Origin of the sequence: Mariniflexile sp. HMF6888, assembly GCF_044335535.1 — a bacterium.
GTDB lineage: Bacteria > Bacteroidota > Bacteroidia > Flavobacteriales > Flavobacteriaceae > Mariniflexile.
This window is the reverse complement of the sequence record NZ_JBIQVZ010000006.1, coordinates 137,201-151,223: the sequence shown is the minus strand read 5'-3', so window position 1 is coordinate 151,223 and position 14,023 is coordinate 137,201. Positions and strand designations below refer to the sequence as shown.

Annotated in this window: 7 protein-coding genes; all 7 read right to left on the bottom strand. The window is 32.3% G+C overall.

Translation table 11 applies throughout. The features are described 5' to 3' along the window. Nucleotides 1-159: 159 nt before the first annotated feature. On the bottom strand, nt 160-1,299 hold the full coding sequence (locus ACGLWY_RS14100; RefSeq protein ID WP_396620313.1) for an acyltransferase family protein: 1,140 nt from the start codon (nt 1,297-1,299) through the stop codon (nt 160-162). A gap of 14 nt (nt 1,300-1,313) precedes the next feature. Continuing rightward, complete coding sequence (locus ACGLWY_RS14095) at nt 1,314-2,891, bottom strand: solute:sodium symporter family transporter (protein ID WP_396620312.1); 1,578 nt, start codon at nt 2,889-2,891, stop codon at nt 1,314-1,316. 95 nt (nt 2,892-2,986) lie between these two features. Beyond that, nucleotides 2,987-3,865, bottom strand: coding sequence for an inositol oxygenase family protein (locus tag ACGLWY_RS14090; RefSeq protein WP_396620311.1), 879 nt, complete (start codon nt 3,863-3,865; stop codon nt 2,987-2,989). A gap of 170 nt (nt 3,866-4,035) precedes the next feature. Next, complete coding sequence (locus ACGLWY_RS14085; protein ID WP_396620310.1) at nt 4,036-8,067, bottom strand: two-component regulator propeller domain-containing protein; 4,032 nt, start codon at nt 8,065-8,067, stop codon at nt 4,036-4,038. 59 nt (nt 8,068-8,126) lie between these two features. Further along, the gene (locus tag ACGLWY_RS14080; RefSeq protein WP_396620309.1) at nt 8,127-9,962 is read right to left on the bottom strand and encodes a metallophosphoesterase; all 1,836 of its coding nucleotides are present in this window, start codon (nt 9,960-9,962) and stop codon (nt 8,127-8,129) included. Between the two features lie 16 nt (nt 9,963-9,978). Beyond that, the gene (locus tag ACGLWY_RS14075) at nt 9,979-12,942 is read right to left on the bottom strand and encodes a glycosyl hydrolase 115 family protein (protein WP_396620308.1); all 2,964 of its coding nucleotides are present in this window, start codon (nt 12,940-12,942) and stop codon (nt 9,979-9,981) included. Next, a complete protein-coding gene (locus ACGLWY_RS14070; RefSeq protein WP_396620307.1) occupies nt 12,939-14,015 on the bottom strand; it encodes a phosphatidylinositol-specific phospholipase C1-like protein in 1,077 nt (358 codons plus the stop codon). Before ACGLWY_RS14070 ends, ACGLWY_RS14075 begins: the two co-directional genes overlap by 4 nt. Nucleotides 14,016-14,023: the final 8 nt, after the last annotated feature.

Below are 14,023 nucleotides of genomic sequence, written 5' to 3'. Positions count from 1 at the left end.
TATAAATTGTCACATTGAGCACTTCGACAAGCTCAGCACAGGCTTTGTCGAAATGCATCTTCTAGTGTCTTCGACAGGCTCAGACTGACACTTGAGTACTAAATTGACTTTAAATTCGTTATAAATTAAATTTTCTTAATTTCACCCAACGGGTTATAACTATATTTTTATATAAATCCGATACTTATCAAGCCACCACCCTAACCACCAACATAATAGCATAAATACTAATGCTGTAACTAAAGCCCCAAAAGATCCTGGAAATACATTTTGAAAAATAGTTTCGCTTACCCACTCAAATAGGTCTAGCCCAGAGCTTGTTTTAATTTGACGTAAAGAGACATAGAACAACTCGGAAAACAAATAAATAAACAACGGATTTTTGCCAAAAACATCAAAAAACTTAACGCCAAACTTTACGTTTTGTATTTCGATGGCATAAATTAAAATAGCCATTATAGATAAATCCAATCCTATAGTGTAAAGGGCAAATGAGCTTGTCCAAAGTTTTTTTGAAATTGGAAATACTAAATCCCACCAAAGCGCCAATGAAGCCAGAAGAAATCCTACTATAAGTAATTTGGAAATCCCCTCATGCGTCTTCCCCTTTTTTTGAACAAAAACCCCTGCCATATATCCAGCCAGTACATTTACTATAGCTGGCAACGTACTTAAAACACCTTCGGGATCAAAAGGTATACTATCTCTTTTATAAATATGTCCTTCCCCTAACAAGCTTAAATCCAATTTAGTAACAGCGTTTGTTGCCATATCCAAAACGCCATCAGGCTCTCCAAACACGTATAAAATCACCCAATAAGCCAGCAGAATGCTCCCCGACAAAATCAAAGCGACTCTTTGTGATACATAGTAAAAAATGATGGATGCAAAAAAGTAACATAAAGCAATACGTTGTAAAACGCCCATAACACGAGTCTCACTGAATGGTTTTAGTTCCCATGAGTCGTTAGCTTGTTGAAAAAATGGAAACCAATACATTAAATACCCAATCAAGAATATTAGAAAGGTGCGTTTTAATATTTTTTTCCAAACAAAACTTGGTGGGGCAGATTTTAGTTTTCCCATTGAAAAACTCATGGCATTGCCCATTGCAAATAAAAATGAGGGAAATACCAAATCGGCAAGTGTAAAACCAAACCAATTGGCATGCACCAAATAAGGGTATAAATTGGCTCCTGTTCCCGGTGTATTTACAACAATCATTAAACAGATGGTTAACCCTCTAAACACATCCAGAGATAAAAAGCGAGCAGAAGCTTTAGAAATCATTTCTTTCATTTACTTTATATAATTTAATTATTTCCCAATAGCACATAAATAAGAATAGTAATAACACAAAGTAACATTGCCATTGGCTTCGTATATTTCCAAGATTTCATATCTACTACATGTAAATCTTCCTCATTAAATTCTGAATTTGCAGGGTAAAAATGAGAAACTCCAAACATGACCGCTAAATTCAATAAAAACTCAATACCCCATATATGCACAAAATGAATGTCAACCTTAAAAACAAATGTTGTTAAAATATAAAATGCAAGTCCTACAAAAAGTGACACTTTAGCTCCCATAGCCGATATTCTTTTTAGAAAAAAACCTGCTAGCATAATAGAAGCTATTGGTATAAAAAAGATTCCATTTAATTGTTGCAATAATTGATACAACCCATCTGGAGCATTAGCAACCATAGGAGCTGCTAATATGGCGAAAACGGCTAAAACGGTAGAGGTCAACTTACCTATCCGTACCAATTTCTTATCGCTACATGTTTTTTCTAAATGTCTTTTATAAATATCTATACTAAAAATAGTTGCAGCACTATTAAGCACACTATTAAAAGTGCTTAAAACAGCCCCTAATACAATAGCTGCAAAAATACCAACCAATCCAACTGGCAACACTTTCTTGATTAATTCTGGATAAATCATATCTTGATTATCATATAAAGAATCTCCAAAATAATAATAGCCAATAACGCCAGGTAAAATGATAATGATTGGAACTAATATTTTTAAAACACCCGTAAAAAGTAATCCTTTTTGTGCCTCCACTAAATTTTTGGCTCCAAATGCACGTTGTATTATGGTTTGATTCATACTCCAGAAATAAAGTTGATTAATAATCAATCCCGTAAAAAGAACACCAAATGGTAATACGGAATCCTTAGCGCCTATAACATTAAATTTCTCTGGGCTATGTTTATATACTTTACTTAAACCTTCTAAAGGATTGCCATCTCCAATACTTATAAGAGCTAATAAAGGAATGGCTACCCCACCAACCAAAAGGCCATAGCCATTAATTGTATCTGATATGGCAACGGCTTTTAAGCCTCCAAAAATGGCATAAACTGAACCTAACATGCCTATGGACACGACAGAAATCCATAATCCCTGCTCTTTGGAAACTTCTAAAACTTCTGAAATATTAAAGATACTTTCAATATTTATGGCTCCTGTATAAAGAACTATGGGAATTAAGGTTACTATAAACGAAATCATTAAAAACAATGCCACTAAAGTTCTTGTAGCGTTATCAAATCTTTTTTCTAAATACTGGGGAATTGTAGTAAGTCCCATTTTTAGATATTTTGGGATAAAATAAATAGCGGCCGCTACTAAGGCCAATGCAGATGTTACTTCCCAAGCAATAATAATAAACCCATTTTTATAGGATGACCCGTTCATCCCTATAAGGTGTTCCGTTGAAATATTAGTTAGCAACATGGATCCCGCAATAACAACGCCCGTTAAACTTCTTCCTCCAAGAAAATATCCATCTTGTGAATTTAACTTTTCCTTTCTTAGCTTATACCAAGAATAGAAAGCAACAAATGCCGTAAAGGCAACAAAAGTAATAACAGTATACATGGTTAGTTAGTTGGTTTGATTTATAATACAATGTTTAGATAAAAGATGATTTTATCTAAACATATAAAAACAAAAAAATATAGAAGCTTTTTAATTTAAAACCTCAATTTTTCCGGCAAATACTTAGCTACTAATTCTTTATAATACGGAAGCAAAGCATTAACATCTGGTTTAACTGGTGTTTTTGTATATAAATCATAAGGATTAAACTTTTTTACCCACTCAAACATTTCAACATCTTTATCATTCATTAAATGTGCATAAGCATTATCTCTATGCTGTGAATAAAAAGAATGAAATCTAATCATGTATAAAGCGGGTTCAGGTAAGTAATCTTTCATTATTTGATATAGATATTCATCATGTCCCCAACTCATTTTCACGTTATCAAGTCCGCAATTTTCAGAATAAATACCAAACTTAGTGTTGAAGCGTTCATCGTTATAATCCGGATTATCTTTAAAAAATTCTGGATACACAATTTTATCTGAATAGGCACAACCCACGGGAAAAGTATCACCTACAACAGCCCATTGTGGTTCTCCAAAAAGACATAAAACTTTTCCAAGATCATGTAAAAATCCAGTAAGTACAAACCAATCGGGATGACCATCGGCTCTAATGGCTTCAGAAGTTTGTAATAGGTGTTGTGTTTGATCTAAATCAATATCTGGATCACTATCATCTACAAGCGTGTTTAAAAAATCAACCGCTTCCCAAATAGACATTTCCTTTTTATTAAATTTCAGAAATTCTTCTTCCTTACTACATACAAAATCATACGTTTGATAGGTGTGATTTATTCTATAAAACTCTTTAACCGTTTCCTGTCTATCAGAATCCACATAATTTCTAAATGCTTCTTTTTCTTTATCAGTTGTGATTTTGTCTGGATCAGGATATCTTTCTAATAAGTTATCTTCCCACTCATCTAGATTCTTTAACGGGTTTTCTGAGTCTATTGAATTTTTCATGAAATTAAGTATTGAAAATTAATAAAACGAAGCTAAAATTTTCAATAAAAAAAAGCATGGATTAATACATCAAAAACATGGATAAATTCACATATACCCCAAACCCTGTTAGGGTTTTGAACCCTAATAGGGTTCAAATATCAGATATTACCTTTTAAATCGAACTCCAGTTAATTAATCAACTTGCTTGGTGGAAAACCAAACTGCTTTTTAAAACATCGGCTAAAATATAAGGGATCGTTAAAGCCTACTAAACTTGTTACTTCAGACACGTTATACTTTTTTGTTTTTAAAAACTGTGCCGCTTTTTTTAAACGTATGGTTCTTATAAACTCATTGGGAGCTAAATCTGTTAGTTCTTTAATTTTTCGGTATAATTTTGAAGAGCTCATACCCAATTCATTGCATAAATAGACGGTTGACAAGTCTAATTCACTTAAATTATCGTTTATTAAAGCAGTCACTTTTTTCATAAACTCTTCATCTATTGGGGAATGGGTAAGCAACCCTATTTCACTTTCTACTTCGCCAGAAAATTTAGCTTTCAATTCCAATCGTGTCTTAATAATGTTTTCAATGACTGTTTTTAAAAGGGAAGGATCAAAAGGTTTTACTAAATAGGCGTCAGCTCCAATACCATACCCTTTTACCTTATCTTCGTTTTCAGAAAGTGCCGTTAATAAAACAACAGGAATGTGGCTTATAAATTCGTCTTTTTTTAATTCTTCACAGAAATCAAGTCCGTTCATAACTGGCATCATAATATCGGCTACACAAATAATAGGTTTAATTTGTCTACAAATCCGTAACCCTTCTTCGCCATTTTCTGCATCGTAAACCTTATAATAATCAGACAAATAGTCAACTAAATATTTTCTAAGTTCATTATTGTCTTCAATAACTAATATTTTTTGCTTTAACTCTGTACTTTGAATTATTTTCTTAGCCGGTAAAACTGGAGTTATTGGTTCTTTTATGTCTTTAATATCATATTCAAAAACTTCCTTGTCTTTATAAAAATGACGAGCTATAGGAATTCTAACTATAAATTCACTGCCTTTATTTGGCTCGCTCTTTACTTTTATTTTTCCTTTATGAAGTTCTACTAATGATTTTACCAACGACAAACCAATACCCGAGCCTGTATTGTTTTCTTTACTATTAGTGGCTTGATAAAACCGCATAAAAATCTTTTCTTGACTCTTTAATGGGATGCCGATACCATCATCAATAACTTCAATAACTAAATAATCCTCACTGCCATTTTTCAACCTAATAAACAAGTCCACATTACCATATTTATTTGTAAACTTTAAGGCATTGGATAAAAGATTATAAAGGATTTTGTCATACTTGTCATTGTCTATCCAACCCACAATATTCTCATTTTCCGAAATAAAATTTAATTGAATTTTCTTATTGTAAGCCAGTTCTTTAAACGATTCAAAAATGTTTCTGGAATAATCTACAATATTTGTTTTTGAAACTTTAAGCTTCAACTCTCCTGTCTGTGCTTTTCTAAAATCCAGCACTTGATTTACTAAAGTCAACAACCTACTGGCGTTTTGATGAATAAGATTAAATCTGCTTTTTTGATAATCAGTAGCAGTTTCTTTTCCTTCTTCCATTAACTGTTTAGCAGGTCCTAGAATAAGTGTTAATGGGGTTCTTAATTCATGTGAAATATTTGTGAAAAACCTAAGTTTTTCATTATTCAATTTAACATCTCGTTCCCTATTTACCTTCTCTGTGAGTAACTCTTGTTTTAATTTAATTCGATTTTTGATCTCTCTTCTTATAAAATAGAAGATTAAAACAAACACAACTGCGAATAAAATAAATGCTTGTGGGGTTAACCAAAAAGGAGGCGTTATTTCTATTTGATAAGAAGCAACCTCGCTCCAATAACCGTAACTATTACTTGCTTTTACTTTAAACACATAATCGCCTGGAAACAGATTTGTATATTGTACAGTCCTGGAATTGCTGTTAGCCGTTATCCAAGTCTCATCAAACCCCTCCAACATGTATTGAAATTTATTAAGTCTTTCGTTTGTAAATGATGGTGCTGAAAACTGAAATGAAAAATTACGATTTACATAACTTAACGCTACTTTTTTAGTATAATTAAGATTCTTCAAAAGTGGCACTTGCCCATTAATATCCATGCCTGGAAATATTTCTCTATTCTGTATTTTAAATTCGGTAATCATTGGTTTTGGCGAATAGGTATTGTCTTTTATATTATCTGGCGAAAAATAAATGACACCGTATTTACCACCCACATAAATCAGTGAATTATTAAAATTATAAAACCCTTTCGAGCTAAATACATCTAATCTATTACCGCTCATCACATGATAAACGTTTGCTGTTTTTAGCGTTGGATTATATTTTGCGATGCTATTGTTATTTATGTTCAACCATAAATTATCATTAGTATCTAAAGTCATATCCGTAATCCATTTGCCACGTAATTCCTTCGGTTCAGAAATAAGCTCAAACTCATCGTTTTCTGGCACATAAACAGCCATTCCATTTCGTGTTGCCGCCCAAACATTTTTATTTGAATCAATTAAAATATCACTCAAATTGTCTTGCGGAAGTCCATTCTTCTTTTCTGGATTATACTTAAATAATTTCGTGGTTTTTGTCACAAAATTGTGTCTTACCAAACCTCCTTCAGTCGCAAGCCACAAATCATCATCAACTTTCTTTATGGTATTAATTTCAAAATTAGGCAACAATCTGCCACTAGAACGTTTTGGAAGTAGCGTTTTGGAATCTAAAACAATTACACCCTCACCAAAAGATCCCACAAGCAAGGTATTGTCATTATATTTTAAAAATGTAGAAACAGATGAATTCGCAAAACCTGGATCAACGACTTTTGATGTATTTTTTATGTAATCGTAAACTAATATGTCCCCATTCCATAAACCGCAATAAAAGATGTTCCCATCTTCAGAATAAATGCACGAAATATCCATCTTAACATTAGATAAGGGAATAAAACTCTTTCCTTTAGAAATAAAAAGTCCATTATGCCAAGTAGCTACAATGACTTTTTCATCATAAGTTTTAGCAAACCCTCTAACCCTAGGAATTTGATCGCCGGTATATAAAGCAATATCATTATTTACATTAAATTGATTTTCATAAGGATCATACTTATCCAATCCGTCTTCCGTACCAATCCACAAAACCCCTGAAGCGTCAAAATAGAGAACAGAAATCAAGTTATCAGCTAAAGATGTATTATCTGTTAATATGGAATAGTACCATTGAAATTTACCCTTTTCAATATCTTCCAATTGATCACATACTAGAAGCCCCCCTAAAGTTCCAATCCAGAATTTACCGTCAGGAGCACGTGCTATTGATACAAAATAAGGCCCTATTTTTTCTCTAAGCAAACCGTCTTTAACATATATATTTATAAAAGTATTAGAAGCTTTATCCAGCTTATAAAGCCCTTCTCTAGTACCTACAAAAATATCCGACTTGAAATCTTCATATATGAAATTTAAATAGGGATTTATATTATTTGAATTTGGAATCGATAATGTATAAGTTCTTAATTCTACAATATCCCCGGCGTTATCTAAAGAAATCTTCGCAACCGAACCTGTTTCATAACTACCTATCCAAATATTTCCTTGACTGTCTTCAAAAATTTCCTTGACATAATTAAATCCTGGGAGGTCAACCTTTTCAAATTTATTTTCTTCTTTATAAAACAAATAAACGCCTGCACTTTTAGTGCCTACCCAAATTCTATTAAATTTATCTACGTAAACAGAACGAATTTCTTCATCAGGTAAACTATTTGGATTATTTTTTTCTGGCAAAAAAGTGGTAAATTCTTGAGTATCCAGTTTTAATAGCGTTAGCCCCATTCTTGTTCCAATCCAAAGATTATTGGATTTCTCGTCCAACTCCAAAGCCGTTATATCATTACTGTATATACTATTTCTCTCTTGAGTCGAACTTAAATAATTTGCAAAATGATAACCATCAAAACGATTAAGACCCGAAAAGGTACCAAACCACATAAAACCATTTTTGTCTTGAACGATATGCCTAACTGAATTATGAGTCAAACCACTATCATCATTATAATGCTCAAATTTTATATTCTGAGCATTATAATGATAACAAGTAAATAAAAAAATGATTAAAATAAATGAATGCTGTCTCATAAAATAAATTCTAAATGCAATTTAATTTTTTTAAATCACAATGTCAATCTTAATCCCATTTAAGGATCTAAACGTTCTAGATTATTGGTTTTTAAATTTATTTTGAAGTGATTCGAAGGTTGTCCTTTTAGGGTTTTTTGAAATATTTTCGCCCATAAAACTAACTTATCATCATCTACATTTTCTAATTGTTTACATACCATTTGATATTGTTTTAACCTACTAAGTCCAATTTCTGGAATGGCTAATTCATCAGAATTTCTCAACCTATAAAAATCAAATATCATATCAAAACCCGTCCAAGTTTCAAAATCACTAATAGTCAAATCATTAGATAACAACAATTTGTGCGTTTCAGAGTTATTACTCTTTATTTCCAACAAATCTTTACCTGTAAGTTTTAAAAAAGATTCTAAAAAGTCGACTGGAAAATCCTTTGGTAAAAACCGAAGTCTTACTAATTCTTTTAAATGCCATGCTGTAAAATCTTTATAATTTAAAGAATTCAGAATATTTCTATTCCAAATTTTATCATTTTTTATACTTTTTAAATATGCATACTCCTGTTCATAAAAAGGAAATAAACTATTAAAATTTCTAACCGAATCTAAAACAACAGTTTCCACTTCAAACTCTGAATCAGAAAGGATCGCAAGTATTTTATAAGCTGGCATATAAGCCGCCAATGAGGGTGTTTGAATATTAAACAACGTATTGCCTTTTTCTGTTGTTCTAATACCCGTATCGTTTATATGCATGTGTCCTCCAAAATGAATTTGAAGACCCGCATCTGCAAATGCTTTGGCTACATCTTCATTTGGAACTCTTTGCAATTGCATTTTATTACCTCCAAAAAAACGTTTTAATTCTGAAGATGCGTCGTCGTTAAAATCAACCATCGGGTAATGACTAAAAGCAATCAAAATCTTTCCTTTTTGTTTTGCTCTTTCTGAAACTTTTTTAACCCAATCTATTAAATGTTTTTTATACAAAAGCACGTTATTATAGCCTATACTAGCTCCTGAAAAATCTTTAGGATTCTCTTTCAATCCAGATAAATTTGTATTAGGAACATATACATTGGCATCTATAGCTAAGAGCCAAACTCCGCTTATAGGTTCAACCAAGTAACTAGCATCTGGCAGTGATAAATCGGTATTTTTAATGGCATAGTTTCTTTTTTTTAATAAAGATTCTTTTAAAGCTTTTTCATAATTATAGTCTTCATAATTATATTTGGAAAAAGGAGTTTCCCAATATAAGTAAGTGCTTTTTGGATAAAAACCAAAATCGGCCATTTCAGTCATCATCTCTTCGTAACCCCAGTTTTTAATATCAGATGTCACAATGGGTTCTAATTGATTTTCTAAAATAGGTGAATTAGTTTTAGCACTGCTAATAATTTGTTCTTTCCCGTCTTTCCCTAAAAAATCAGTTTTGGTTGCATCTTGGGAAAAAGGTCTTACCGCATCATGATTTCCTGTTGTAACAAAAAAAGACATTCCATACTTATTGGAATATTCGTTAAGTATTCGTCTTAATCCTCTAACATGAATAGGTTGTCCATCATCACTAAAATCACCAGGAAGGACTACCGTTTTTATTCCTCTTCTCGAAATATCATTCAATGCCTCTAAAAAAGCAAAGTAGTTTTCATTAAAAATTCTGGTAGATTGCAATTGTGAATGCATGGTTCTGATATTTGCATACTCTCCCGTTACAGGGTTTTTAATCCCCTTATAATCGTTATCTTGAAATTCCCCAAAAATATCTTGTAAATGGGCATCGGCTATGAAAGCAATGCGCGCATTACTATATACAGCTTCCTGATTTGTTTTACAAGAAACCAGTATTAGCAAGAGTATTATAAATACAAGATTTTTTTGAAATTTCATGCCATCAATAATTGATTTATTTCTTTACTGTTTCTTTCGGAAAAGCATATGATTTTTTCCAGCCACCCAAATCAATTAAAATTTGATCTAACATAACCCCAGAATCGACCATCCAAATTTTTAATGTATGTTTTCCTGCTTTATTTACAATTTGTTTAACACTCTTTACACTAGCATTTTTAAGCACATTTTGTTTCCATTCATCACTACGCCCTGACGTTTGAAAATTAACTATTACAGGTTCGGCATCATCGATTGCAACAGCACAACGCACACCTCTACCTTCATAGTTGGCGTGTGTAGGAACGGCTTGCATTCTTACATCAACCTCGCCAAAATTAAAGGCATAAAAATCGTATTCCAGTAATGGACTATTTTGCTGAATCAATTTTAAATCTGTTTCAGAATTTACGCTTCTAGGTAAGGCTGTAATCACTTTTCCTGTATACCCTAAACCTTCTAATAATTCCCAAGAAGCTTCTAACCCATTTACTTTTCTTGAAAAGTTTTCAGCATTTATGGACACAAAGCCTTTATCTTCAACAAAACCTGAATAATCTTCCAACACTTCAAATTTAGGATTATAGACAGATACTCCTATAGTTACAGTATGATCTCCACTAACAAAATCTATAGCACTATTTACTTTATAACTTGGAGGAATCAATTGAAAATCATGACCTAAAGGCGCTTCTTTTTGGTTTTCTCCTTTAGGTACTTTATCCCAATCAATACTTACCCATAAACGTTTTTGTTGTTTCCCCGATTCATTTGTTAAAACACCTTTTGTTTCTGAAATTTTAATCCAATCATTTTTCGGAATTGCTTTCCACTCTACATTGCCTTTTCCTTTTAAAAAGACATCAATAAAATAATGATTGTCTGTATAACTATTAAAAACAGGTAAAACATCTGCAAAACTATTTACTATATCATGATTGACTTCCATTTCATAACCTTCTAAAGCAAGACCTAAAGTTGGTTTTTCATTAGAATCTACAATGGAATAAACAGGTTTGGAAAACACTGGCAAAAATCTAGGTTGCATCGTCATGATATGATTCCATTTTCCTTGTGCTAGCGTTTTGTTATAATAATTAGTTTCTTTTAAAATACGATTATAAGCATTTGCTGATTGCTCTCCATAAAAATGAGCACTTGCCTTTCTCTGTTGTGCTGAAAACTTATTTTTATAATAATAGAGCCATTTCTGATTTAATTTTGAAGCACCAATTACTGGATAATACACTAACTGATAAAAAGCATCTTTACGATTTTCTGAGATAGAATTATATAGGCGCTCTGTGGTTTCAACTACATGTTCATAGGCGTTAATTCTACTCGTTACCTCATCACCATAATGATACTGCGTCAATTCTGTTTCGCCAGCTTTCGTAACTGGTTCCACCTGACTCCAAGCCATAAACTCCGGACGACGCATATAAGCCAGTCGATTATTTTCAAACATTAAATTGGTAATTTCAGTAGCATTTTTATTTCCAAATTCTCTAGCTGCCCAAGATTTCAGATGTGTTCTTATAGAACTACTTTTATCAAAAGTGTCCATATTCCAAGCCATATCTAAAAACAATTCTATATTGTATTCGTGAGGTTTGATGTCGCCACAATTGAGAATCCATAAATCACGGGATTGAAATTCATAGGCTTTAGACATTTCTTCCCACATTAAAACGGGATTCGTAGAATTTAGCCATAAGTAATCATGAGGACGCCCCCAATAGGATGTGTGATAATACACGCCTGCGCCTCCTTTACGCTTTTGTTCTTCAGGATTGCTTAATTGTCGGATATAACCATAGTTATCATCAGTCCAAACAAGTGTAATATCTTCTGGTAAATGCAATCCATTTTGATAATATTTCAAAACTTCTTTATAAGGAATAAAAGCTTGTGGTATCGCTTTCGGATCTTTTTTTAGTTCTTTCTTTAAAATCGCCCTTTGGTCGGTAATAATATTTTCCAATAATTTGACCTGTTGATCGGTATCATCTTCACCAACGATCATAGGGGAATCATGCTCTCCACGCATTCCTGTGGTATACATATTTTCATATGGAGCAGCTTCTTTTACGCGTTTGGCAAACAGGTTTTTTATGACCTCCGAATTGGTATCATAGCGATACTCCCCCATCGTTTCATGATTCCATTCTGTGTTAATATTACTCAACATGGGTTCTGCATGCGATGTGCCAATAATAATGGCATAATCATCTGCTACTTTTTTATTTTCAGGATACGAATAAAAGGGTTTTGTACTTCTATGCATGGCGGGCCAAATGGTATTTGCTCGTAAACGCAATAAGAGTTCAAATATTTTGGAATAGGTTTTTGGGCCTATATCTCCAATTTCAGGTTCGAAATTTAAAGCTGCCCATCGTTGTAACCCCCAATCTTCATCATTTATAAATATACCACGATATTTTACAGATGGCTCATGTGACACTCTATTCTCTATTGAAAGTGTAATATCTTCTTGCTTTGAAGGAGTCACATCTGCCCACCATTCCCAAGGGGAAACACCAATCATTCTAGAGATTTCGAGTATCCCATATGCTGTTCCTCTTCTATCTGACCCTACAATTACTAGAGCTTGACTCACACCTTTAAAGGGATTCTTAACCACTTGAATACTAAAACGCTCCCATGTATTCTTTATGGTTGAGACATCTATTTTGTTCGACTTAATAAGTTTTTCTATAAGCTTATTGTTACCAATAGTCCCAGCTAGAATAATATTATCATCTAATTCATTCAAAACTTTAATAGTTTTTCCTGTGGTATTTTTTATATCGTTTGCCAATATGTTTGCAGCAATTTCAACCACTTTTGCATCTTTTTTATCGATGACAATACTACAAGACTCCGTTGCTTTTACAATTGAAAAATCAAGTGTATTTTGAGCATTAAGAAAAGCTATTTGAAAAAAAAGTAAGGTGATAAAAACTTTAAATATCTTCATGGTTGTTTTTTTATTCTTTCAAAAGTATCGTTATCGAAGGATACTATAAAATTGGATTGAAATAAGGTTGATGGCACATAATAGTCCGTTGAAATTATTTGTGCACCAGACTCTTTAGCTTTTTCAAAAGGGATATAATTATTAGTTCTCGCTTCTTTAGTACCAGAATCAGCTCTTGTACGAACAATATATCCTTTGGCAACTAATTCTTTTATATAATCAAAATCCTTAATAGGATCGTTTATAATTCTAAAGGCTGCTTCTGGGCGTCCTTCTTTACTATTTGCAAATAAAACCCTATCTTTTAACGAAGGATGACCTTCTAAATACCTATTGATTTTATCTTCTTTTTCATCTAAGACAAAAAGAAAACGCCCTTTAACACTAGTCAATTCAGGCCAACCATTTTTAAGAATTGCTTCTTCTAATGTTTTAAAATTGCCTCTAACCAAATCGGGGGTAATTAATTGACTTTGTGGAAGTACACTTTTAATCTCGGTATCAATACTACTTAAAGCTAATGCCGAAAATGGTAATGGCTCTCGCAAATTTTCTATCACTTGATCCTTTGTATTTATTAAAATGAAAATTGGAGTATGATTTGGATTAGTATCGGACCATTTTTTTAGAGCGACTAAAGCATCTTTAAACAACAAATAGTGACTTCTAAAATCAATATCTTGAATATGAAATATTTTTAAACCTGGCGTATTAAGTTTCTGCTCTTTATCAAAAACTTGCGGTTCCTCTCCCAAAGATTTCACTATTTCCAATCCTTTAGGATTCGAATAATAACCACCATTGGGATCGTAAAAAACATCTAATTCTAAATTCCGTAAACCTAAATCTAATTGTTTCTCTAATGATAAATGTGTGTATTGTAATGATTTTGCTTTGGAAGAATCTAATTGAAACATATAATTAAATAAAGGTTTTTCAATAGCAACTTTATAAGAATTATGACTTCCTATAACCTGTACATCATTTAAACACACATTACTATTACCACAACTATAAATACATGTAGCTATGATAAATAGAAAAAAATACTGTTTTCGAATAGTACAGTTCATTTGAGTTT